Origin of the sequence: Nonomuraea sp. NPDC050478 (genome assembly GCF_044458265.1) — a bacterium.
GTDB classification, from domain to species: domain Bacteria; phylum Actinomycetota; class Actinomycetes; order Streptosporangiales; family Streptosporangiaceae; genus Nonomuraea; species Nonomuraea ferruginea.
Map to the genome: position 1 here is coordinate 591,768 of NZ_JBITHT010000006.1, position 23,436 is coordinate 615,203.

General features: G+C 72.1%; 19 protein-coding genes. 6 read left to right on the plus strand and 13 right to left on the minus strand.

Annotated elements, in window-relative coordinates; genetic code table 11:
* Positions 1 to 22 precede the first annotated feature (22 nt).
* Positions 23 to 1,405 (plus strand): MFS transporter, encoded by a 1,383-nt coding sequence (locus ACIBF7_RS31900; protein ID WP_148029481.1) that lies wholly within the window; start codon positions 23 to 25, stop codon positions 1,403 to 1,405.
* Here the strand turns inward: ACIBF7_RS31900 and ACIBF7_RS31905 are convergent.
* Genes ACIBF7_RS31905 through ACIBF7_RS31915 form a run of 3 tightly spaced genes read right to left on the minus strand, consistent with a single transcriptional unit; the run spans position 1,362 to position 5,202 of the window.
* Positions 1,362 to 4,016, minus strand: coding sequence for an FtsX-like permease family protein (locus tag ACIBF7_RS31905; RefSeq protein ID WP_271280018.1), 2,655 nt, complete (start codon positions 4,014 to 4,016; stop codon positions 1,362 to 1,364). The genes ACIBF7_RS31900 and ACIBF7_RS31905 overlap by 44 nt on opposite strands.
* Positions 4,013 to 4,693: an ABC transporter ATP-binding protein gene (locus ACIBF7_RS31910; protein WP_271280017.1), complete on the minus strand. Its 681-nt coding sequence runs from the start codon at positions 4,691 to 4,693 to the stop codon at positions 4,013 to 4,015. Before ACIBF7_RS31910 ends, ACIBF7_RS31905 begins: the two co-directional genes overlap by 4 nt.
* On the minus strand, positions 4,690 to 5,202 hold the full coding sequence (locus ACIBF7_RS31915; RefSeq protein WP_148029478.1) for a PadR family transcriptional regulator: 513 nt from the start codon (positions 5,200 to 5,202) through the stop codon (positions 4,690 to 4,692). The genes ACIBF7_RS31910 and ACIBF7_RS31915 overlap by 4 nt, the downstream gene beginning before the upstream one ends.
* Before the next feature lie 89 nt (positions 5,203 to 5,291).
* Here ACIBF7_RS31915 and ACIBF7_RS31920 point away from each other — a divergent pair, with 89 nt between their 5' ends.
* The 3 genes from ACIBF7_RS31920 to ACIBF7_RS31930 all read left to right on the plus strand — a co-directional run bounded on the left by ACIBF7_RS31920 (position 5,292) and on the right by ACIBF7_RS31930 (position 8,529).
* The gene (locus ACIBF7_RS31920) at positions 5,292 to 5,849 is read left to right on the plus strand and encodes a DUF1707 and FHA domain-containing protein (protein WP_271280016.1); all 558 of its coding nucleotides are present in this window, start codon (positions 5,292 to 5,294) and stop codon (positions 5,847 to 5,849) included.
* 94 nt (positions 5,850 to 5,943) lie between these two features.
* Complete coding sequence (dacB, locus tag ACIBF7_RS31925; RefSeq protein WP_271280015.1) at positions 5,944 to 7,485, plus strand: D-alanyl-D-alanine carboxypeptidase/D-alanyl-D-alanine-endopeptidase; 1,542 nt, start codon at positions 5,944 to 5,946, stop codon at positions 7,483 to 7,485.
* Between the two features lie 213 nt (positions 7,486 to 7,698).
* Complete coding sequence (locus ACIBF7_RS31930) at positions 7,699 to 8,529, plus strand: CAP domain-containing protein (protein WP_397198808.1); 831 nt, start codon at positions 7,699 to 7,701, stop codon at positions 8,527 to 8,529.
* Positions 8,530 to 8,669: 140 nt separating this feature from the next.
* Here ACIBF7_RS31930 and ACIBF7_RS31935 read toward each other — a convergent pair whose 3' ends face one another.
* Positions 8,670 to 9,512 (minus strand): LysR family transcriptional regulator, encoded by an 843-nt coding sequence (locus tag ACIBF7_RS31935; protein ID WP_397198809.1) that lies wholly within the window; start codon positions 9,510 to 9,512, stop codon positions 8,670 to 8,672.
* Between the two features lie 108 nt (positions 9,513 to 9,620).
* On the opposite strand from ACIBF7_RS31935, the gene ACIBF7_RS31940 reads away from it, so the two are divergent.
* Complete coding sequence (locus ACIBF7_RS31940) at positions 9,621 to 10,133, plus strand: nuclear transport factor 2 family protein (protein ID WP_397198810.1); 513 nt, start codon at positions 9,621 to 9,623, stop codon at positions 10,131 to 10,133.
* A gap of 90 nt (positions 10,134 to 10,223) precedes the next feature.
* On the opposite strand, the gene ACIBF7_RS31945 is transcribed toward ACIBF7_RS31940, so the two are convergent.
* The 6 genes from ACIBF7_RS31945 to ACIBF7_RS31970 all read right to left on the minus strand — a co-directional run bounded on the left by ACIBF7_RS31945 (position 10,224) and on the right by ACIBF7_RS31970 (position 18,048).
* Complete coding sequence (locus ACIBF7_RS31945; RefSeq protein ID WP_219548433.1) at positions 10,224 to 10,475, minus strand: hypothetical protein; 252 nt, start codon at positions 10,473 to 10,475, stop codon at positions 10,224 to 10,226.
* A 314-nt stretch (positions 10,476 to 10,789) separates the two neighbouring features.
* Positions 10,790 to 11,773, minus strand: coding sequence for a ketol-acid reductoisomerase (gene ilvC, locus ACIBF7_RS31950; protein ID WP_148034310.1), 984 nt, complete (start codon positions 11,771 to 11,773; stop codon positions 10,790 to 10,792).
* Positions 11,774 to 11,796: 23 nt separating this feature from the next.
* Positions 11,797 to 12,321, minus strand: a complete 525-nt coding sequence (ilvN, locus tag ACIBF7_RS31955) for an acetolactate synthase small subunit (RefSeq protein WP_148029472.1) — start codon at positions 12,319 to 12,321, stop codon at positions 11,797 to 11,799.
* Positions 12,318 to 14,054 (minus strand): acetolactate synthase large subunit, encoded by a 1,737-nt coding sequence (locus ACIBF7_RS31960; RefSeq protein ID WP_148029471.1) that lies wholly within the window; start codon positions 14,052 to 14,054, stop codon positions 12,318 to 12,320. The genes ilvN and ACIBF7_RS31960 overlap by 4 nt, the downstream gene beginning before the upstream one ends.
* A gap of 215 nt (positions 14,055 to 14,269) precedes the next feature.
* Complete coding sequence (locus tag ACIBF7_RS31965) at positions 14,270 to 16,888, minus strand: bifunctional diguanylate cyclase/phosphodiesterase (protein ID WP_271276417.1); 2,619 nt, start codon at positions 16,886 to 16,888, stop codon at positions 14,270 to 14,272.
* 239 nt (positions 16,889 to 17,127) lie between these two features.
* Positions 17,128 to 18,048 carry a 2-hydroxyacid dehydrogenase gene (locus ACIBF7_RS31970; protein WP_148029470.1) on the minus strand — a complete coding sequence of 307 codons (921 nt, stop codon included), beginning with the start codon at positions 18,046 to 18,048 and terminating at the stop codon, positions 17,128 to 17,130.
* Positions 18,049 to 18,086: 38 nt separating this feature from the next.
* On the opposite strand from ACIBF7_RS31970, the gene ACIBF7_RS31975 reads away from it, so the two are divergent.
* Positions 18,087 to 19,136, plus strand: a complete 1,050-nt coding sequence (locus ACIBF7_RS31975; protein WP_397198811.1) for a PQQ-dependent sugar dehydrogenase — start codon at positions 18,087 to 18,089, stop codon at positions 19,134 to 19,136.
* Between the two features lie 3 nt (positions 19,137 to 19,139).
* On the opposite strand, the gene ACIBF7_RS31980 is transcribed toward ACIBF7_RS31975, so the two are convergent.
* The 3 genes from ACIBF7_RS31980 to ACIBF7_RS31990 form a co-directional block, all read right to left on the minus strand.
* Positions 19,140 to 21,023 (minus strand): VanW family protein, encoded by a 1,884-nt coding sequence (locus ACIBF7_RS31980; protein WP_397198812.1) that lies wholly within the window; start codon positions 21,021 to 21,023, stop codon positions 19,140 to 19,142.
* 179 nt (positions 21,024 to 21,202) lie between these two features.
* Complete coding sequence (locus ACIBF7_RS31985) at positions 21,203 to 21,865, minus strand: response regulator (RefSeq protein ID WP_148029467.1); 663 nt, start codon at positions 21,863 to 21,865, stop codon at positions 21,203 to 21,205.
* Positions 21,862 to 23,409 (minus strand): sensor histidine kinase, encoded by a 1,548-nt coding sequence (locus ACIBF7_RS31990; RefSeq protein ID WP_261808327.1) that lies wholly within the window; start codon positions 23,407 to 23,409, stop codon positions 21,862 to 21,864. The genes ACIBF7_RS31985 and ACIBF7_RS31990 overlap by 4 nt, the downstream gene beginning before the upstream one ends.
* Positions 23,410 to 23,436 lie beyond the last annotated feature (27 nt).

The following is a 23,436-nucleotide window of genomic DNA, read 5'->3' on the forward strand; positions in this document are numbered from 1 at the left end:
AACGGTCTTCCGCTCGGCTTCAATGAGTTCCGTGATCGCACCCGCCGTGGCCGCCCCCACGGTCCCCAGAGGCGTGCGGCTGGGCTACGGTGTCGGCTCCTTCTGCACCGCCACCTTCGGTTCCGTGCCCGGACTGCTGCTGCTGTTCTACATGACCAACTTCCTGGCGGTGCCCGCGTGGCTGGCCGGGATCGTGGTGACCGCGCCCAAGGTGTGGGACCTGCTGATCAACCCGCTGGTGGGCCGCTGGTCCGACCGGACCGTCTCGCGGCTCGGGCCGCGCCGGCCGTGGCTGCTGGCCGGCGCCTGCACGCTGCCGGTCGCCTTCTTCCTGGTGTTCGCCGGCCCGCCGCTCACGGGCATCCCCGCCGCCTTGTACGTGGGAGCCTGCTTCATGGCGGCGGCCACGGCCTACGCGCTGTTCGAGGTGCCGTACAAGGCGATGCCCGCGGAGATGACCGACGACTACCACGAGCGGACGTCGCTGCTGCAGTGGCGGATGGTGTTCGTCGGCGCGGCGACGGCGATCGCCGGCGTCGCGGCCCCCGCGATCGTCAACAGCCAAGGCGAGAGCGGCACGCTGGCGAGCTACCGCCTCATGGGCGTGGTGATCGCCGTGGTGCTGTTCGCCGCCATGCTGGGATCCTTCTTCGGTACGGCACGCGCCCCCATGACGGGTGCGCCAGAGGCCGACACCGGCAGCCTGATCAAGCAGTTCGCGGTGGTCAGGGGCAACAAGGCGTTCATCTGGCTGACGGCGCTGAGCTGCACGCAGCAGCTCGCCGTGGCCATCATGCTGGCGGCCGCCCCCTACTTCGCCACGTACACGATCGGCGATCCCCGGGCCACCACCACGCTGTTCGCCGCGCTGGTGGTGCCGATGATGCTGACGATGCCGATGTGGACGTGGCTGTCCAAGCGCTTCGACAAGCGGAACGCGATGATCATGGCGGCCTCCACCTTCGCCACCGGCACGGCGCTGGCGCTGGCCACCCCGATCTTCGGCGGCTGGTACGCGCACGTGATGATCCTGCTGGTCGGCACCGGGGTCGCGGGGGTCACCCTGCTGCAGTTCTCGATGCTGGCCGACGTCATCGCGGTGGACGCCGCCACCACGGGCAAGCGGCGGGCGGGCGTGTTCACCGGCCTGTGGACGGCGATCGAGAGCGGGGTCAGCGCGTTCGGCGCGCTGATCCTGGGATCGATCCTGAGCATCGGCGGGTTCCTGTCGTCCGTGGCGAGCCAGCGGGTCGAGCAGCCGGACAGCGCCGTGACCGCGGTGCTCATCGGGCAGACCGCGGTCCCGGCGCTGATCATCCTGCTGTCGGTCGTGATGACGCTGCGCTACCAGCTCAGGGACCCTAAGCGAACCGTCTCCCCGGCGGTCCCTGACGCGACCGTGTGACGAGCCCGGCCACCAGCGCCGCCAGCAGCGGCGGCCCGAGCACCACCAGGGCCGTGGCCGCCCACGGCACGGCGATCACGGCAGGCCCCAGGCCGTCCAGGGCACCCAGCGGCTGTCGCTCCCTGGTCAGCGGCACGGCCATCGCCGCGCCCATGACCGCGCCGCCGGCCGCGCCCACGAGGGCGCCGATCCCGGCGATGAAGCCGGCCTGAGCGGCCAGGATCGCCCTGCGCGTCCTGGGCGGCCCGCCGACCGCCGACACGATGTCCAGGTCGCGGCGCAGGTCGGCCGCGGCCAGCCCGGTGGCGGCCAAGGTGCCGCCGAGGCTGAGGAGCAGCGCCAGGCCGAACACCCACCAGAACATGCCCAGGGTCGAGGGCGCCTCCCTGTCCAGGACGGCCACGTCCGCGCGCGCGGACGGCATGCTGAGCTGCCGTTGCAGGCGCTGGACGTCGGCGGACCGGTGCGTGGCGTACAGCACCCGCTCGGCCACCGTGTACCCGGCCTTCTCCAGGGCCGCGGGCGGGATCACGACACCGGTCCTGCCCGGGTCGCCGGACGCCGCCGCCACGGCGGGGATCCGGACGAGACTGCCTCCTCCCCCGCCGTCCGCGGTCAACTGGAGGGCGAGGGTGCCGTTCTGGAGCAGCGCGGGATCGAACACCACCGCTTTGCCGTCGGCCAGCGCCTCGGCCGCCCGCGGGTCGGGCCGTCCCTGGAAGAAGGCCAGCAGGCGGGCGTCGCCGATCGGCGGGTCCACGAGGAAGTAGCCGATCCGGGGGTTCTCGTCCGCCAGGATCTGCACGGCCCTCCCCTCGCCGTCGAACGCCTTGCCCGCGGGCACCAGCGGCACGCCCGGCAGCGCCTTGGCCGCGGCCGCGCGCAGGTCGGCCCATCCCCGGTCGTCGACCTGCCTGGCCGCGATCCGCAGCGTGTCCGGCGGCTGCTGGGCCCGGTGCGTCGTGAGGGCGACGGTGATCGAGCTCTCCACCCCGATGCCCAGCGTGACGGCCCCCATCGTGGCGGCCATCACCGCCGCCGCCGCGGACGCCGTACGGGTCCGGTGGCGGGCGGCGTCGCGTACGGCCAGCCGGAGCGGGAGCGGCAGCCGCGCGGCGAGCCCGCCGAGGGCCGTCACCATGACCGGGATGAGCGCGACCAGTCCCAGCACCACCAGAACACCGGCCGGCAGGAGAAACGCGTCGGCGATCACCCCGTACGGACGCCCGCCACGCAGCGCGTACACGGTCACGGCAAGCCCGCCCACCAGCAGGAGTCCTGCCAGCACGGGAAGCCGCCCACGCCGCGAGCCGGCGAGCGCGGGACGCCGGGCACCGCGCGGGTTGATGACCCCGAAACGCCGGGCACGGCGCGCGACGACGCCGGCTCCCGCGCTCTCCTCGCGGTCGGCCAACACGCGGGCCGGGTCCTGGCGCCCGGCTGACACGGCGGGGACGAGGGCCGCGACGAGCGCGCCCGCCACGCCGAGGGCCGTCACGCCGAGGACCGGGCCCCAGGGCACGTCCGCCGGGCCGGACTGGCCCAGCAGCCGCTTGAGCAGCGGCATGAGCGCCAGCGTGCCGCCGGTGCCGAGCGCCGCGCCGAGCAGGGCGGCCACCCCGCCCAGCACCAGCCCGTCGGCCAGCACGATCACCTTCAGATGACGGGCGGAGCCGCCCTGCGCGGCGATCAGCGCCAGTTCCCTGCGCCTGCGCCGCAGCCCGACGGCGAAGGCCGGGCCCGTCAGCAGGGCCATCTCCATCACGACCAGCACCGCCATGGCGGCGAGCGTCATCAGGGCGGGCGCGCCGAGCGCGCGGTCGAACGGGTCACCGTACGCGCCGGCCACCGGCGGGCCGGTCAGCACGGCACGGGAGGTCACGAGCATGCCGATGCCGTTCAGTCGCTGCACGTCCTCCCACAGGACCGGCCGCGCGGAGTCGGCGAGCCACCCGGGACCGTGCCCGCCGCGCTTGTCCAGCAGGAGCGTGTGCTGGAGGCCGACCACCTCCTGGATCTCCACGTTGTGCGGGTGCTCGACCACGCCGACCACGCGGACCCGCCGGTCCCTGGCCGTCACCGTGATCGTGTCGCCGACGCGCAGGCCCGACCCCCGGGCCAGGGCGGGTGTCACGGCCACCTCATCCGCGGAGGCGGGGAAACGGCCCTCGGCCAGGAGGCGGATGCCCTGGGTCATCGGGTCGCGCAGGTCCAGCTCCAGCGCACTGACCTCGTGGTAGCGGTCGGTGTCGCGGATCTCCACCGATCCCACGTCATAGGGGATGAGCCGGGCGTCCAGCAGCGCGGTCACCTCGTCCGCGGTCCGCACCGTGCCGTCCGTCGCGGGGCCCTCGGCCGCCAGCATGAACCAGCCGTGCACGGGCTGGGAGACGCGGCCGTCGTGGGCCGTGGTGACGATCCGCGCGTCCGCGGCGCCCAGCTCGGCCGTGATGTCCTCGCCGGGTGCGACGTCCACGGTGGCGTCGTAGGTGAGCAGGGCGGTGAAGACCAGCACGGGCAGCCCGATCATGGCCATGACGAGCGCGGTGCGGCCCTTGGCGCGCAGCGCCTCCCTGCGGGACAGGCGCAGCGCCGCCAGGAACGCGCTCATCTCGCGCTCTCCAGGGGCTCCGCGGTCGAGTCGGCCACCCGGCCGTCACGCAGGTAGACCACGCGGTCGGCCCAGGCCGCGTAGCGCGGCTCGTGCGTCACCAGCAGCACGGCCGCGCCCGCGTCGCACCGCTCGCGCAGCAGCCGCAGGATGTCGTCGCCCGTCGCGGTGTCGAGCGCGCCGGTCGGCTCGTCGGCCAGCAGCAGGCGTCGCTCGCCGACCAGCGCCCTGGCGATCGCCACCCGCTGGCGCTGGCCGCCGGACAGCTCGCCGGGGAAGCGGCCGGCCACCTCGCCCGCGCCCACCTCGCGCAGCGCGGCCTCGGCCTCCTCGCGGGCCCGACCGGCGCGCACGCCGTCGAGCTCGCGCGGCAGCATGACGTTCTCGGCGGCGGTCAGCGACGGGATCAGGTTCAGGTCCTGGAACACGTACCCGATGCCGCCGCGCCGCAGCGCGGCCGGATCACGCACCGAGGCCAGGTCGGCGCCCTCGACGGACACGCTCCCCGAGGTGGGCCGGTCGAGCCCGCCGGCCAGGTTGAGCAGGGTGGACTTGCCGGACCCGGACGGGCCCATCACGGCCAGCAGCTCGCCGCGTCCCACCGCCAGGGTGACGCCGCGCAGCGCGGGCACGTCCCCGAACGTCCGGGTGACCTCCCGCATCTCCAGCACGCTCATGCCTTCCTCTCCTTGAGTACGGCCTCGCAGTGGTCCAGCCAGCGCTGTTCCGCCTCGGCCTTGAAAATCATGGAATCCAGGACGAGCCGCTGGGCGGCCCCGTCCGCGGCGCCGCGCTTGGCCCTGGTCAGCTCCTGCAGCGTGCGCATGGTGGCCATCCGCTGGGCCAGGATCACGCCGGCCACGTCCACGTCGGCGGCGGCGACCGCCATGGCGATCTTGATGACCAGCTCGTCCCTGGGCCTGTCGGTCTGGCCGACAGGGGTGGCGAACCACGTCGCCAGTTCTTCCCGGCCCGCCTCGGTGATCGCGTAGAGGGTGCGGCCCTGATCGTCGGCGCCGCCCGGCGCCACCAGGCCGTCGCGTTCCAGGCGGGAGAGCGTCGTGTAGACCTGGCCGATGTTCAGCGGCCAGGTCGCCCCCGTCGACGCCTCGAACTCCACCCTGAGCTGGTAGCCGTAGCGTGGCTCGCCGCTCAGGAGGGCGAGCAGTCCGTGTCTGATCGACATGCATACTGAGTATGCATACTCGGTATGCATGTCGTCAACAGATCCGCGTATTCTGGACAGGGTGCGCACTCGCGGCCGATACTCGGGAGATGAGCTCGACGCACCCACCGTTCCGCGCCTCTGATGGCGAACGGGATCGCGCGATCGACGAGCTCCGCGAGCGCGCCGCCGAGGGGCGGCTCTCGCACGACACCTTCGTGGTCCGCGTCGACCAGGCGCTGCGCGCCCGCAACCAGCAGGAGCTCGACGCGCTCGTGGCCGACCTGCCGCGGCGGCTCACGCTGCGCCGGCGGGTGACGAACGCGGTCACCGGCGCGGTGTCGGCGGTCTCCGGCTTCACCACCAGCCTGCAGTCCGCCTGGCGCAAGCCCCGGCTGCCCCGCCTCGCCCTGCCCGACGACGCCCGCCGGCGATACGTGGTCGGCCGCGGGTCCGCGTGCGACCTCGTCCTGTCGGACCTGACGGTCTCCCGGGTCCACGCCGAGCTGCGCCGCGACGACGACGGCGAGTGGATGCTGGTCGACCTGGGCTCGCTCAACGGCACCCGGCTCAACGGCTGGCGGCTGGTGGGCCCGGCCCGGGTCAAGCCCGGCGACGAGGTCTCGTTCGGCGACTGCGGGTTCGTCATGAACGCCGAAGGGCCCTAGTTCCACAAAGATACGGATATTTGCGGATTACACCGTGCGCCGCCTGGTTCATGATCACAGGCGAGCCCCTGTCGCATCCCTTTGGAGACCCCCTATGCGGCGCACCTCAGCATCCCTCGTCGCGGGCGCGCTCGTCGCGGCCCTCGCGTGGGCGTCCGGCCCCTCCTCCCCCGCGGTCGCGCTCGAACCCTCGCCCGGCGTGGCCGACCTGGCCCAGGACATCAACCAGATCCTCGCCGACTCCCGGCTGACCATCGCCCAGGCCGGTGTGATGGTCAAGAGCGCGGCGAACGGCGAGGAGCTCTACTCGACCGACGCGGGCAAGCTCCTGATGCCGGCGTCCAACACCAAGCTGTTCACGTCGGCCGCGGCGGCGGAGGTGCTCGGCCTCGACTACCGGTTCACCACCAGCGTGCTGAGCTCCGGGCGCAAGGCCGGTTCCGTGCTCACGGGCGACCTGGTGCTGCGCGGCACCGGTGACCCGACCATGCTGGCCGACGACTACGACGCGCTGGCCGCCGAGGTCGCCGGCTCGGGCGTCAAGCTGGTCACCGGCAAGCTCGTGGCCGACGACACCTGGTTCGACGCGGTCCGGCTCGGCCAGGACTGGGCGTGGGACGACGAGACGGCCTACTACGCGGCCCCGATCTCCGCGCTCACCGCCTCCCCCGACCGCGACTACGACGCGGGCTCGGTGATCGTCACCGTCGCGCCCGACGGCGGCAAGGTCAAGGTGACCACCACGCCGGACACCGACTACCTGGAGATCGTCAACAAGGCCACGGTGGGATCGTCCACCGATGTGCTCATCGAGCGCACGCACGGCACGAAGACCGTGGTCATCACCGGCACGGTCGCGTCCACGTACAACGAGTGGGTGTCCGTGGACGACCCGGCCTCCTACACCGCGGCGCTGTTCCGCGACGCGCTCAAGAAGCACGGCGTGCGGGTGCTGGGCAAGACCGTGGCCGGCGCGGCCCCCGGCGGCGCCAAGGAGCTGGCGAAGAAGGAGTCGATGCCGCTCAGCGAGCTGCTCGTGCCGTTCATGAAGCTGAGCAACAACATCCACGCCGAGATCCTCACCAAGGCGATGGGCCGCAAGGTCGCCGACCAGGGCACCTGGGCCGCCGGGCTCAAGGCGAGCTCCGACTTCGCCCGCGCCAACGGGGTGCAGGTGCTCAACCTGCGCGACGGCTCCGGCCTGTCGCGCCGCGACGGCATCACGCCCGCCTCGATCGCGCAGCTGCTGCTCGCCGTGCGTGACAAGCCGTGGTATCAGGCGTGGTACGACTCGCTGCCGGTCGCGGGGAACGCGGACCGGTTCGTGGGCGGCACCCTGCGCAGCCGGATGCGCGACACTCCGGCGGCGAACAACGTGCGCGCCAAGACCGGGTCGCTCACCGGCGTCACGGCGCTGTCCGGATACGTGACGAGCGCCGACGGGGAGCCACTGGTGTTCTCCATCATGCTGAACCAGTATCTGTCGTCCTCGCCGAAGGACATCGAGGACAAGATCGCGATCCGCCTCGCGCAGTTCTCCAGGACCGCGACGGTGGACGCCGCGGTCCAGCTCAAGTCGGCCGCCAAGGAGTCGCCCGACCTGGAGTGCTCGTGGCTCAAGCCCGCGCAGTGCTAGCACGATCACTTTTCTGACCGGGTGCGCCCCAACGGGCGCACCCGGTTTTTTGTGCCCTGGACGCGTGATCCAGGCGATGGGTTTACCGAGGCCAGCGGGTTAATTGTTACGATTGGGTCACGTGGAGCTCCAGATATAGAGGAGTTTTTCCGGACATCAACGACGCGGAGGGCCAGAATGCGGTCTCGACGCTCAACTCACCGGAGGACAGCGATGCGAAGACGGCTCCAGGCACTGGCCTGCCTCGGAAGTCTCGCGGCGACGGGCATTCCCGCGTCGAGCCCGGCGGTCGCGCAGACCGCGTACACGGCGCAGGCCGTGGGGACCGCGGCGGGCGCCGCGGTCCCCACGATGGCGGCGTGCCGCGTGGTGGCCGCCAGGCCGGTGCTGGACCCGGGCGGGACGATCACGGCCACGGCCGTGCGAACCGGCTGCGACGACGAGTCCCTGCTCCGCCTACGGATCAGGGAGGCAGGACCCGGCCCCGACCGCACCCTCGGGAGCGACTCCCGGGTGCTGGTGAACGGCCGCGTCACGGTCAGGCTGCGCTGCTCCCCCGCTCCGCGCCGCTACTACGTCACGGCCATGGACTTCGAGGGCCGCCCCGCCATGTCGCGCAGCGTGGTGCTGTCATGCGGGTACGGGCCGGGGTCCGGTTCGGACGCCTCCGCCGCCGAAGCCGCGGTCGTCAGGCTCACCAACCAGGCCCGCGCCGGCCGGGGCTGCCGGCCGCTGCTGCACGACCGCAGGCTGCACAGGGCGGCCGAACGGCACTCGGCGGACATGGCCGCCAGGGGCTACTTCGACCACACCGGCCGGGACGGCCGCTCCGGGGGCGACCGCATCCGGGCCGCCGGTTTCGCACCGCTCCGCGGCTGGGGCGAGAACATCGCCGTGGGCCCGCACTCCGCCGCCCAGGTGGTGCGGGGCTGGCTCAACAGCCCCGGTCACCGCAGGAACATCATGGACTGCTCGTACACCCACATCGGCGTCGGCCAGCACCCGCGCGGCCCGCACTGGACCCAGACCTTCGCCAGCCACTGAGCGCCGGGCGCCGAGACCACCGGAGCGCCGGGCGTACCGGCCCCACCCGTGCCGGTTCCCACCGCACGCCCCGCGCTCCCCTCCGGCGGGCCCGGCCGCGACTCCGTATCGGACCGTGGCCGGGCCCGCACCCAGGTGTGTCAGTCGCTCAGAAGGTCCACCGCGGCCCGGCCGAACGCGCGCACCCTGCCCGTCTCGCCGCCGGCCCGCCACACCAGCCCCCATTCGACCCGCGGCGCGTCGCGTACCGGCACGTAGGCCACGTCAGGGCGGGCGTAGTAGCGCCGCGTCTGCGCCCCCACCAGTAGCACCCCACGCCCCGCGCCGACCAGCGTCAGGGCCTCGTGCAGGGTCGCCGCCCGAGGCCCCGGCGAGCCCGGTGCGGCCCGGCCGCCGCCCGCCAGCTCCACCACCGTCACCCGCTCCAGGTCGGCCGGCCCCACGGACTCCCGGCGGGCGAACGGATGCCCCGCCGGAACCGCCGCCATCAGCGCCTCCCGCACCAGCACCGGCCCCGCGTCCGCGCCCGGCACCGGCAGCGTCGTCAGCACGACGTCCACCTCGCCGTCGCGCAGCCACGGCGCCACCTCTCCCGGCTGCGCCTCCCTGATCACCACCTCGCAGCCCGGCACCCTGCTCCGGAACAGCTCCTCCACCCCGGCCAGCAGTTGCCCCGCGGCCGCCCCGGTGAAGGCCGCTCGAAGCGTCCCCGTCAGCCCGCGGCCCGCGTCGGCCGCCCGCTCGTACGCGGCCCCGATGGCCTCCCAGGCGGGCCGCACCTCCTCGTGGAGCCGGCGCCCCACCGGGGTGAGCGCGACGCGGCGGCTGGTCCGGTCGAACAGCGGCGCGCCCACCCGCCGCTCCAGCTTCCTGATCGTCTGACTGACCCGCGCGGTGGACACGCGCAGCCGCTCGGCGGTGTGCCCGAAGTGCAGCTCCTCGGCGAGGGTCAGGAACGCCTCGATCTCGTGCCTCTCCAGCACCCCGCCCTCCCGTCCTTAAGCCCGGCTTCACGATCGTGGCACAGAGCGGCGTTGATCACCGCCCGCCGGAACCGGAGGCTGGAGGCCCGTTCGAAAGGAGCACCACGCATGTACGTCACCGAGCACCGCGCCCTGTCCGGGGCCCCGCGCGAGCTGGAGGACCGGACGGAGATCACCGACGCGCTCCTGCGCTTCGCCCTGGGCCAGGATCTGCGGGACGAGGACCTGTTCGCGTCCTGCTTCACCGAGGACGCCGAGCTGGACTTCCGCCCGGCAGCCGCCCGCTGGGGCGCCGCGCCGCCGCTGATGAAGGGCCGGGACGCGATCGTCACGACTATCCTGTCCGGCTTCAGCGGACGGGTCGACACCACCCACCAGGTCACGAACCCGCGCATCGCCGTCACCGGCGACACGGCCCGCCTGACCGCCCTGGTCGAGGCGCAGCACCTGCTCACCGCCGACCACGACACGCACGCGCTGCTGAAGAACCGCTACGACGTCAGGCTGGTACGGGACGGCGGCCGATGGCTGATGAGCCGGATCCGCATCGAGAACGCCTGGTACACCGGCGACCCGGCGGCCATCTTCACGGACAGTAACCGCCCCGGCGGCGTCGCGTAGAGAGGGAGGGGAATGGGGGAAGGGGCTGAAAACGGTGACGGGGCCCACCTCGTCGATGAGGTGGGCCCCGCTCTAACGACCTGTTATGCCTCAGCGGTTGGTGAGGATGTCCAGGACATCGTTGAGGACGTCGAGGTCGAGGAAGTCATTGTCAGAACCGTTGTTGGTCCACTCGCCATCCTGCGACCTGTTGTACCTGATGTCGTCGCCGTCGTCGTCGTGGTCGTGGTCGTAGTTGGCCACTACCGGTGCGGTGGTGTAACCCTGAGCGAGCGCGGGAGCGCCGCCCAGCATGACCATGCCGCCGATCAGACCGGTCAGGACAAGTCCCGTCTTGTACATCGGATCTCCTCTGTTACCTCTCGACTACTCTCCGTAGGTAGCGGTCGGAAGTATCCCCGAAGGCCTCTCCGAACAAACGCCGAGAATCACGCTTTGACGTACGAAGAAGCCTCCCTTGGCGGAACCTAGACGAAAGCCGGTCCTCCATGACGATCGGACTACCCACAGGCGACGCCGTCCGGATGAGACGGGGACGGGCGGGGCGGCGCCGGAAAAGCGGCAAAAAGGGCGCGGCCCGGGCCGGAGGATCACCCCGGCCGGGGCCGCGCACGCGGACTCACGCGGCTCTGTCAGCCGCGTAGCGTCATGAAAAATCAGGCCTTGAGCCAGCTCATCATCGGACGGAGCTCGGCGCCGGTCTTCTCGATCGGGTTCTCCGCCAGCTCGTCACGGTGACGCTGGAACTCCTTCTGGCCGCCGTCGAACTCCTCCACCAGCTCGCGGGCGAACCGGCCGTCCTGGATCTCGGCGAGGATCTCGCGCATCGCCTGGCGGGTCTGCTCGGTGACGACGCGCGAGCCGCGGGTGTAGCCGCCGTACTCGGCCGTGTCGGAGACCGACCAGTACATCTTCGAGATGCCGCCCTCGTACATGAGGTCGACGATGAGCTTCATCTCGTGCAGGCACTCGAAGTAGGCGACCTCCGGCTGGTAGCCCGCCTCGATCAGGGTCTCGAAACCGGCCTTGATCAGCTCGGAGACGCCGCCGCACAGCACGGCCTGCTCGCCGAACAGGTCGGTCTCGGTCTCCTCGGTGAAGGTGGTCTTGAGCGCGCCGGCGCGGGTCCCGCCGATGCCCTTGGCGTACGAGAGCGCCAGGTCGAGGGCCTTGCCGGAGGCGTCCTTCTCCACCGCCACCAGGCAGGGCACGCCGCGCCCCGCCTCGAACTGGCGGCGCACCAGGTGGCCGGGGCCCTTGGGCGCGACCATGCACACGTCGACGCCCTCGGGCGCCTCGATGAGGCCGTAGCGGATGTTGAGGCCGTGGCCGAAGAAGAGCGCGTCGCCCTCCCTGAGGTTCGGCGCGACGTGCTCGGCGTAGAGGTGGCGCTGGATGTGGTCCGGCGCCAGGATCATCGTGACGTCGGCCTCCTTGACCGCCTCCGACGGCGTGAGCACGCGCAGGCCGTCGTTCTCGGCCTTCTCACGGCTCTTGGAGCCCTCGGGCAGGCCGACGCGCACGTCGACGCCGGAGTCACGCAGGGAGAGCGCGTGGGCGTGGCCCTGGCTGCCGTACCCCAGCACGGCCACACGGCGCCCCTGGATGATCGACAGGTCGGCCTGGTCGTCGTAGAAAATCTCGGTCACTTGCGAATAACCTTTCAGGCGGTACGGTCCAGTGCCCTGAGGGACCGGTCGGTGATGGAACGGGCGCCGCGGCCGATGGCCACCATGCCCGACTGGACGAGTTCTTTGATGCCGAAGGGCTCGAGCACCTTGACGAACGCGTCGAGTTTGTCGGGGGTGCCGGTGACCTCGATGGTCACCGCGTCGGAGGCCACGTCGATGCAGCGGGCCCGGAAGAGCTGGACGAGCTCCAGCACGTGGGAGCGGCTGTCGGCGTCGGCCTTGACCTTGATCAGCGTCAGCTCGCGCTGCACGGACTGGGACGGGTCGAGCTCGACGATCTTGAGCACGTTCACCAGCTTGTTGAGCTGCTTGGTGACCTGCTCCAGCGGGAGCTCCTCGACGTTGACCACGATCGTCATGCGGGAGATGTCTTCGTGCTCGGTGGGCCCGACGGCCAGCGAGTCGATGTTGAAGCCCCGCCGGCTGAACAGCGCGGACACCCGCGCCAGGACACCCGGCTTGTTCTCCACGAGCACTGACAGCGTGTGTCTGCTCATTCTTCGTTCTCCCACGTAGGCGCCATGTCACGGGCGTACTTGATCTCGTCGTTGCTCGTCCCTGCCGCGACCATGGGCCAGACCATGGCGTCCTGGTGGACGACGAAGTCGACCACCACCGGCACGTCGTTGATCTCCATGGCCTTCTTGATGGTCGCGTCGACGTCTTCGGGACGCTCGCACCTCAGGCCAACACAACCATAGGCCTCCGCCAGCTTGACGAAGTCGGGGATCCGGCGGGTCGCCTGCAGGTCGGTGTTGGAGTAGCGCTCGTCGTAGAAGAGGGTCTGCCACTGGCGGACCATGCCGAGGTTGCCGTTGTTGATGACGGCGATCTTGATCGGCACGCCCTCCAGGGTGCACGTGGCCAGCTCCTGGTTGGTCATCTGGAAGCAGCCGTCGCCGTCGATGGCCCACACGACCGCGTCGGGGTCGCCCATCTTGGCGCCCATCGCGGCCGGGACCGCGAAGCCCATGGTGCCGGCGCCGCCGGAGTTGATGAACGCGCCCGGCCGCTCGTGCGCGATGAACTGGGCGGCCCACATCTGGTGCTGGCCGACCCCGGCCACGTAGTAGGCGTCGGGCCCGGCGATCGCGCTCAGCCGCTGCATCACGTACTGGGGGGCCAGCGAACCGTCGTCGAACTCGTCGTAGCCGAGCGGGTAGGTCTCCTTGTAGCCGTTGAGCGTCGTCCACCAGTCGGCGTAGTCGCCCTGCTGGCCGGACGCCTCGACGGCGGCGATCAGGTCGCCGATGACCTCCTTGCAGTCGCCCACGATCGGCACGTCGGCGTGGCGGTTCTTGGAGATCTCCGCCGGGTCGATGTCGGCGTGCACGATCTTGGCGTACGGGGCGAACGTGGAGAGCTGGCCGGTGACCCGGTCGTCGAACCGGACGCCCAGGCCGACGAGCAGGTCCGCCTGCTGCAGGGCGCCCACCGCGGAGACCGAGCCGTGCATGCCGGGCATGCCGAGGTGCTGGGGGTGGCTGTCGGGGAACGTGCCGCGCGCCATCAGCGTGGTGACGACCGGGATGCCCGTCAGCTCGGCCAGGCGGAGCAGCTCCTCGGAGGCGCGTGCCTTGTGGACGCCGCCGCCGACGTACAGCACGGGCCGCCGGGACTCGGCGATCAGCTTGGCCGCTTCGCGGATCTGCTTGGAGTGCGGCCGGGTGACGGGGCGGTAGCCGGGCAGCTGCATGACCGGCGGCCAGCTGAACAGGGTCTCGGCCTGCAGCGCGTCCTTGGAGATGTCGACCAGCACGGGCCCGGGGCGGCCGGTGGCGGCGATGTGGAACGCCTCGGCGATCGTCCGCGCGATGTCGTCGGCGTCGGTGATGAGGAAGTTGTGCTTGGTGATCGGCATGGTGATGCCGGAGATGTCGGCCTCCTGGAAGGCGTCCGTGCCGATCGCCCCGCTGGCCACCTGCCCGGTGATCGCCACGATCGGCACCGAGTCCATGTAGGCGTCGGCGATCGGAGTCACCAGGTTGGTCGCACCCGGCCCGCTGGTCGCCATGCACACGCCGACCTTGCCGGTGGCCTGCGCGTATCCCTCGGCCGCGTGCCCGGCGCCCTGCTCGTGCCGTACAAGCACGTGCCGGACCTTGGCCGAGTCGTACAGGGGATCGTAGGCGGGGAGGATGGCGCCGCCAGGGATCCCGAACACGGTGTCGACTCCCACGTGCTCCAAGGCCCTGACCAGGGCCTGTGCACCTGTCATCCGTTCGGTCATCGGCTCGTTCCTTGTGTGATCACACGTCAGGACATAAAAAATGCCCCTCCCCACGGGAAGTGGGAGCGGGGCGGCGCGCAGGTCGGAGTGCTTCGCTAACGGCCTGCGCGCCGGCGAAGTACTACGAGAATCTCACTGCGAAGCATGGCTTACACGATAGCCGCTCTGAACCGCCCGGTGTCAACTTGGTGGGACACAGGTCTCACACGCTGAGATCAAACGGTGAGACTGGTCCGCATCAGCGAGTCGACGCCCCTGGCCGCCATGGGCCGGGCCACGAGGAAACCCTGACCGCGGGTGCAGCCCATCTCGCGCAGCAGGTCGAGCTGCTCGGGCCGCTCGATGCCCTCGGCCACCACGATGAGCCCGAGGTCGTGGCCGAGCCGCACGATGGTCCGGGTGAGCAGGGTCAGCGTGTCGTCCTGGCCCAGCCCGGACACGAACGACGGATCGATCTTGATCATGTCGACCGGGAGCTGACGGAGGAAGGCCAGCGAGGCGTAGCCGGTGCCGAAGTCGTCGATGGCCAGCCGCACGCCCAGGGCGCGCAGCTCCGACAGCCGCTTGACGGTCTCGTCGGCGTCGTCGACGAGCATCTCCTCGATCACCTCAAGGGTGAGCGCGCAGGCGGGCAGCCCGCTCTCCTCCAGCGCCTCCTCGACCGTCTGCACGAACCGGGGGGCGGTGATCTGGCGGGCGGACAGGTTGAGCGACAGGCCGATGTCCCAGGACTCGGCCCGCCAGGCGGCCACCTCGCGGCACGCCTCGCGCAGGATCCACTCCCCCAGCGGCACGATGAGGCCGGTGTCCTCGGCCGGGCCGAGGAACTGGTCGGGCGGCACGAACACCGAGCCGCGGCACCACCGCACCAGCGCCTCGACCGCGGTCACCCGGGAGGTGGCCAGGTCGACCACGGGTTGGTACTCGATCGCGAACTGGTGCTCGATCAGCGCCCGCTGCAGGTCGGCGGCGAGCTCCAGCCTGCGGACCACGTCGGCGTGCATCTGCGCGGCGAACACCTCGACCCGGCGCCCGCCGAGCTCCTTGGCCCGCGCCATGGCCACGTCGGCGTTGCGGATCAGGTCGCCTGCGGGCACGTCGTCCTCGGCGAAGGCGACCCCGACGCTGCCGGTGAGCGCCACGTCTCGGTCGGCCACCCGGAACGGCTCCTGCGAGACCGCCCGCAGCAGGCGCTCGGCCAGGTCGACGGCGAGCTGCGCGTCGCCGCCGGTCTCGATGAGCACGGCGAACTCGTCACCGCCCCACCGGGCGAGCGTGTCGTCGGGGCGTACGGCGCCGCGCAACCGGCGCGCGGCCTGGCCGAGGAGGTAGTCGCCGCTGGCGTGGCCGACGGAGTCGTTGACGGAGGTGAACCCGTCGAGGTCGAGGAAGATGACCGCGACGTGGCCGGAGCCGCCGAGCACCTCGCGGGTGCGCTCCTCGAAGTAGGCGCGGTTGGGCAGGCCGGTGACGCCGTCGTGGAAGGTCAGGTGGGCGACCTGGTTGCGCAGCGCCTCCTCGTCGCTGATGTCGCGGGTGGTGACCAGGATCTGGTCCTCGCCGCTGGCGTGGCGGGTGGCGACGGACTCGGTGGGCCGCCAGGTGCCGTCGGCGGCGCGTACGCGGCAGGCGATGAGGCAGGCGCCGGGATTGGCGTCGTCCTCGTCGTCGAGGCCCATCGCGCGCAGCGACGACTGGATCTGGGGCACGTCCTCGGGGTGGATGTAGTCGAAGATCGATCCGCCGACGAGCTGCTCGGGGCGGTAGCCGTAGGTCTCCTCCACCCCGGCCCCGATCTCGTGCACGGTGCCTTCGTGGTCGCAGATGAGCACCACGTCGCCGGTGCTCTCGGCCAGGTCGCGCAGCTGCTTCTCACCGCGCGAGAGCAGCGTGCGCAGCCGCAGGTTGACGCCCGACAGCACGAACAGGCGCAGCAGCAGGAGCAGCACCATCGAGGCGGCGACCACCACGACGCCGGTGACGGGCGCCTGCCGCCCCCCGCCCGACAGGTGGACGACCATCGTCACGGTGGCCACGGCGACCAGCGCCAGCGGCAGCAGGGCGACGAGGCTGCCCATGAGCGGCCAGGCCGTCACCTCGCGGGGGCGTGCCCAGGGCACGACGGTCAGCAGCAGGAACGCCGCCGGCGCGAGCGCCAGGCTCCATCCGGGCGGCCCGCCGCCGTCGAGCCTGGCCACGGCGCCGGCCAGGCTGGAGGTCGTGGTGGCCGCGAGCACGCACAGGCCGGCCACGCCGAGCGGCAGGGCGACGGCCCTGCCGGTGACCACGGAAGGCACCACCGCGCACGTCACCAGCAGCGCCAGCATGGGCGGCAGCATCGAGAAGGTGAACAGCGCCGGGTCGGCGGTGTTGTCGTAGACGTGGCGCAGCGCCACCACCCAGCCGACCACGAACAGCGCGGCGGCGGACAGGTAGGAGTCGGTGACGTGGCGGAGCACGACCAGGGCGGGCGGGCGGCGACCGCCGGCGACGAGCGCGCCCCCGCCGATCAGCACGGTGCCGAGCAGCACGAGCAGGTCGGCGAAGCTCACCATGAGGCTGGAGCTGTCGGTGAACGGGCGCACGGCCACGCCGAGTGCCCAGACCGCGGCGCCGCCGCCCATCCAGCGGATGCCCCTGGACATGGACCGGCGCTCGGCCGGCGGCCCGGAGGCGAGCAGCAGCGAGGCGGCGGCGAGCATGGCCGCGAGGAATCCGGCGACAGCGCCGATGTAGAGGGCCGGGCCGCCCGCAAGGAGCGCAGCCGCGACCCCGGCCGCGCCGATCGCCGCTCCGGCGGTCAGCGATGCCCGTGGATCACGCCAGCGGATCACAGTCGTTGCCCATCCCGTCCTCGAACCCTGCTCCCGTGGCCGCCGAAGCCCGGCGGGTCCACATCGCCAGTGTGTGTGGTCTCGGCTGCGCGGGTGGTGACAACGCCGATGTCGTCACCGATCTGATAACCACACGGACCAATTGCCGCCAAGAATTCCTTGACAGGAAGTCAGGAAACCTTGGATAGACGCAACCGTACGCACCGAAGGTCACGGCCCAGCCACGTTCCGGATTCTCCTCAGTACGCGTCGGTGATGATGTTGTCCAGCGGCTCGCCGCGGAGGTGCCTGGAGATTTGCGCCCGGATGAGCTTCAGCGTGCGCCGGCCGGATGCGGGCGTGCTGCCGGCCACGTGGGGGGTGATCAGCACGCCCGGCGCGCTCCACAGGGGGTGGCCCTCGGGCAGCGGCTCCGGATCGGTCACGTCGAGCGCGGCCCGCAGCCGGCCGGCCTCCAGCTCGGCGACCAGCGCGCCGGTGTCGACCACCCCGCCCCTGGCGGCGTTGACCAGCACGGCGCCGTCCTTCATGCGGGCCAGGAATCCGGCGTCCACCATGCGCGCGGTGGCGGGGGTGGAGGGCACGAGCAGCACCACCACGTCCGCTTCGGGCAGCAGGCCGGGCAGCTCGTCCATGCCGTGGACGGGCCCGTACTCGCTGTCGCGGGCGCTCCTGGCCACCCGGACGATCTCCACCTCGAAGCCCGCCAGGCGGCGCTCCAGCGCACCGCCGATGGAGCCGTAGCCGACGATCAGCACGGTGGAGTCGGCGAGCGCCCCGGTGTGGCGGTAGGTCCACGCGCCGCGCCGCTGCGCGCCGGCGAACTCGGGGAACTCGCGGACGACCGCGATCATCGCTCCCGCCGCCCATTCGGCGGTGCCGGCGTCGTGCACGCCGCGCGCGTTGCACAGGACCACGCCCTCCGGCAGGTGAGGGCGGTACGGGTCGACGCCCGCGGTGACGGTCTGGAGGAGGCGCAGCGAGCGCATGCGGGCGAGGATCCCGGGCACGTCGGACACCACCACGAGAGGCGGGACCCACACCTCGACGTCCTCGATCCCGGGCGGCTCCGGCACGTCGCGGTGGAACACCGCGCACTCCACGCCGGGCAGCTCGGACAGGACGTCGGCGACAGCGTCGGAGGGCACCCAGATCTTCATGCGGGAAACCTTAAGGGTCGGGAGTGAGTATGGGACACATGAGGCACATCTGGATGATCATCTTCCTGGCGGCGCTCACCGCCTGTTCAGGCGCGGACGGGGTGGCGACCACGCCCACGGCCTCCGTCAGCCCCGGGCGCTCCCCGGGCGAGCCCACGACGGTGGCGGAGAACCTGGCGGTGCCGTGGTCGATCGCGTTCCTGCCCGGCGGGGACGCGCTGGTGACCGAGCGCGACACCGCCCGGCTGGTCCGCGTGAGCGCCTCCGGCCAGGTCACCGAGGTGGCCAAGATCGACGGCGTCGTCCCCGACGGCGAGGGCGGGCTGATGGGGCTGGCGGTCAAGGACGACCAGGTGTTCGTCTACTACACCGCCGCCGAGGACAACCGGATCGTCCGCTACCGGTTCACCGGCGACGCGGTGTCGGATCCGCGGGTGATCGTCCAGGGCATCCCCAAGGGCGGCATCCACAACGGCGGCAGGCTGGCGTTCGGGCCCGACGGCCACCTGTACGCGAGCACCGGCGAGATCGGCGACCGGGAGCTGGCGCAGCAGCGCGACTCGCTCGCGGGCAAGATCCTGCGGATGACCCCCGACGGCGAGCCCGCGCCCGGCAACCCGTTCGGCACGCTCGTCTACAGCCTCGGCCACCGCAACGTGCAGGGCCTGGCCTGGGACGACCAGGGCAGGCTGTACGCGTCCGAGTTCGGCGCCAACAGCTTCGACGAGCTCAACCTGATCAAGCCGGGCGCCAACTACGGCTGGCCGGAGGTCGAGGGCCGCGGCGACAACCCCGCGTTCGAGAACCCGATCGTCACCTGGGACACCTCGGAGGCGTCGCCGTCGGGGCTGGCCTACGCCGACGGGTCGCTCTGGATGGGCGCGCTGCGCGGCGAGCGCCTGTGGCAGATCCCGCTGGCCGCGGACGGCTCGCCCGGCGAACCGGTGGCCCACTACTCCGGCGTCTACGGCAGGCTCCGCGCGGTCTCCACGGCTCCCGACGGGAAGCTCTGGGTGGGCACCAGCAACAAGGACGGCCGGGGCGACGTGCGTGACGGCGACGACAGGATCATCGCCGTCACGCCGTGACGGTCAGCTTCCGGAGGCGCAGACGACCTCGGCCCGCGGCCGGTACTTGGTGGTCAGCTTCTTGTCGCGCTTGACCACCTTGCCGTCGTTGTGGAAGACGCGGGTGACGTCGATGGTGAAGCCCTGCTGGCCGGGGCCGGCCACGCAGTCGGGGGCGTCGCTGGTCTCGCGGCGGAACGGGGTGAAGTCCCGCTTCTCGGACTCGACGGCCTCGACCTTCTCGTACCGCTTGGTGCTGTAGAGGGTGACGGTGACGGACGTCTCGGTGGACGCCGTCTTGATCAGCACGCCGTGGTCGGAGTCGTTGCGCCACTTCAGGTCGAGGTCGGGGTAGAGCAGCGCGGCGTCGCGGCCGGCCGGGTAGCGGGTCGAGTGGTAGTCCATCGGCGTGTGCGTCACGTCCTCGAAGCCGCCGTAGAAGACCGCGTTGTAGAGCGCGGTGGCGAACTGCGACGAGCCGCCGCCCATGATGGTGAGCAGCCGGCCGCCGACGATCTGCGGCGCCGGCACGTAGCCGCCCTCGGTGGTGCGCTCGCCGACCAGTTCGTTGAGCGAGAACGTCTGGCCCGGCCTGACCAGGTGGCCGTCCACGTCCGCGGCCATCTGCCTGATGTTGGTGACCCGCGGCTGGCAGCAGTCGAACATGGAGGTGAACGAGCCCACGGCCTCCTTGATGCCGAGCCCGCTCACCTCCTCGGTGGTGACGTCCGGCGGCGCGGCGGACAGCGTGACGGGGACGACCCGCTCGCCGCCGCGCCGCAGCATGCCGGTCACGTCGCGGGCGAGGCGCTCCTCGTCGATGCCGCGCCCCGCGCGGGAGGTGACGAGCCGGGGGCTGCCGTCGACGATCTCGTACGTGGCGTCGCGTGGCGCCTGGGCCGCGTCCACCAGGACGCTCTCCACGGGGCCGAGCGCCTTCGCGGCGTCGAACCGGGGCTTCAGCGCCCCCTCGTCGTCGGCCACGAAGGTCAGGCTGGCCGCGATGGCCGCCGGGGTGAGCTGGGCCTGCTTGCCGTCGAGGGTCAGCGTGATCGGGCCGGCGACGGCGCGCCTGGCCTGGGTCCTGGCCCGGTTCACGGCCTCCTGCGTGGTGGCGGGCTCGGCCGGTTTCAGCGACAGCGACGCCTTGCCGCTGCCGGTGAGGAAGGCGGCGCTGATGGCCTTGACGGCCTCGCCCCGGTCGAGCAGCACGCCGGGGCGCGGCTGGGTGACGACGGGCCGCAGCTCCTTGAACGTCACCTTGCCCTCGGTCGGAGGCTTGTCGACGGTCCCGGCCAGCGCCTCGACGGTCCTGGCGAGCTGGGAGGCGTCGACGGTTACCTGGGGTTCCAGCTCGGTGGTGCCGGTCAGCGCCCGCCACACCTCGCCGGGGCTGGGGAAGCCGCTGGGCACCTGGTTGATCGTGCTGACGACGTCCAGCTGCAAGCCGGCCTCGTCGGGCTGGACGGTGTCGCGGTGCTTGCCGACGGTCACCACGACGGGCTTGCTGAGCTCGGCGGCCAGCTCGGCGCGGAGCTTCTCGGCCGCCTGCGTGACGGTCAGGCCGCCGATGTCGACGCCGTCGACGCGGGTGCCTGGCAGTACGGTGCCGGACATCAGCACGGCCGGCACCAGGTAGGCCAGGAGGACGGCGAGGAGCACGAGCACGCCGACGGCGGGCAGCAGGCGGCGCCGCCTGGACGGCTCGGGGTCGGTGTAAGCGGGCGGCTGCGGCTCGGTGAAGGCCGGCGCTGGATTCACGCTGACCGGCCACGGCTGCGACTGCTGCGGGGCCGGGGGCGGCCCGCCGTTCGCGGCGGCCTGGGGGCCCTGGCCCGCGGGCGGGGACTCCGGCCGGCCCTGGGGGCCGAAGATGTCCCTGGACACACCGGGTGGAAGGCCTTCCACCTTCGGCTTCCTCGAAGTGGCGCGCGAGGGTAACGGCACCGAGGCGAACGGGTCGGTCGGTGATTCGATCGGTCCCGCGTTACGCACGCCTCAATCTCCTCCCTCTCCGCAGCCACTTCTCAGGAAACAGTAAGGCACGCGGGTACGGATATGTCACGAGAAACGACTACGGAAGTGTGTCAGCCGATCCAGCGGTATCGGTGTTCCGGTCTGCCCGCCGTCCCGTACCTGGGCCGCAGCTCGGCCCGGCGGGCGCCGCACAGGTACTCCAGATAGCGGCGGGCGCTGACCCGCGACAGCCCCGTCAGGGATGCGGTCTCCACGGCCGACAGGTCGCGGCCCGCCTCCCGCAGCACCGTGGCGACCAGCGCACAGGTCGCCTGCGACAGGCCCTTGGGCAGCGCCGGCGGGGTGCCGGTGACGCCGAAGAGCCGGTCCACGTCGTCCTGGTGGGCCTCCGGCCCGATGGCGCTGAGCTGCCTGCGGGTATGGGCGTACTGCTGGAGCCGCTCGGTGAGCGCGGCGGCGGCGAACGGCTTGATCAGGTAGTTGACCGCCCCGCCGCGCATGGCCTCCCTGACCGTCGGCACGTCGCGGGCCGCGCTGATGACCAGCACGTCCACGCCGCTGATCGCCTTGAGCACTTCCAGGCCGGACATGTCGGGCAGGTAGATGTCGAGCAGGACGAGGTCGGGCCGGGACCCGGCGACGGCCGTGATCGCGTCGGCCCCGTTGTGGGCGGTGGCCACCACCTCGAAGCCCGGCACCCTGGCGACGTAGCCGGCGTGGATGCGGGCCACCATGAAGTCGTCGTCCACGACCAGCACCCGGATGTCGCTCACGTCGCCGCCTCCTCGGGCAGCAGGGCGGTGAACACCGCGCCACCGGAGTTGCGCACCCGCACCCAGCCGCCGCGGCGCAGGCAGGCCTGACGGGTGAGCGCCAGGCCGAGCCCGCGCGGCCCCGAGTGGGCGGCCTTGGTGGTGAACCCCTCGCGGAAGACCTCCTCCACCAGCTCCGGCGTGATGCCCGGCCCCGAGTCGCGCACCCGTACGCGCAGCCCGCCGTCCCCCGCCACGACCGAGACCTCGATCGTGCCGGCCCGGCCGTCGAGCGCGTCGATGGCGTTGGCCACCAGGTTGCCGACGACCAGGACCGCGTCCTGCGGGTCGCCGAGCGCCCCCTCGGGCACCGTGGAGTCGTCCGACAGCACCAGCCGGGCGCCGCGCTCGGCCGCCTCGGCCGACTTGGCCAGCAGCAGCGCGGCCAGCGTGGGGTCCTGCACCCGCTCGCGCAGCTCGCCCGCCTTCACGCCCGGGGTGGTGCTGGTGATGAACGCGATGGCGGCGTCGTGCTCGCCCATCTCCAGCAGCCCGACCACGGTGTGCATGCGGTTGGCGAACTCGTGCGCCTGGGCCCGCAGCGCCTCCGTCGCGCTGCTGGTCGACTCCAGCTCGCGGGCGAGGCGGACCAGCTCGGTGCGGTCGCGCAGGGTGATCACCCAGCCGCTCTGCCGGCCCCGTACGGACACCGGGGTGCGGTTGAGCACCAGCACCCGCTCGCCGTGCAGGACCACCCGGTCCTCGCCGGGGTCGGCGCCGCCGAGCACGTCGCGCATGCGGTCGGAGACCGGCATCCGGGTCAGGTCGTCGCCGACGTCGCCGAGCAGCTCGCGGGCGGCGTCGTTGACCAGCGTCACCCGGCCGTCGAGGTCGAGCGCGAGCACGCCTTCCTTGACGCCGTGCAGCACGCCCTCGCGCTGCTCCAGCAGGGCGGCGATCTCGCGCGGCTCCAGCCCGAACGTCTGCCTGCGCACCCTCGCGGTGATCAGGGCGGCCGCGGCGAGCCCGGCGACGAGCACGGCCGTCGCGGTCCACAGCAGCGGCGGCAGCGCGCCCGCCACCTCGCCGATGACCGTGGTCTCCAGCACGCCGACCGAGACCAGGCCGATGACCTCGCCGTACTCGTCGCGCACCGGGGTCTTGCCGCGGACCGTGATGCCGATCGTGCCCTTCTGGGTGCCCACCCAGTCGCCGCCGGTGGTGAGCACGTAGCTGCCGTCGGTGGACAGCCGGTGGCGGATCAGCGAGGCGTTGGGGTGGGCGTAGCGGACCTGGTCGGCGTTGGCGATCACCACGTAGTCGGCGCCGGTGGTCTGCTGCACGCTCAGCGCGAGCGGCTGCAGCACGGTCTCCGGCCGGCGCAGCTTGAACGCCTCGCGCACCTGCGGCAGGGCGGCGACCGACTGGGCGATGGCCAGCGCCCGCTGCTCGTAGCGGGAGTCGTACTGGTTGCGGGTGTGCTGTGCCCAGACAGCGGCGGTGCTGCCGACGGCGAGCAGCACGATCGCCATCTGGAGCACGAACAGCTGGGTGCCGAGTCTCACGCAGCACATGCAAACAGCGCCAGGTCA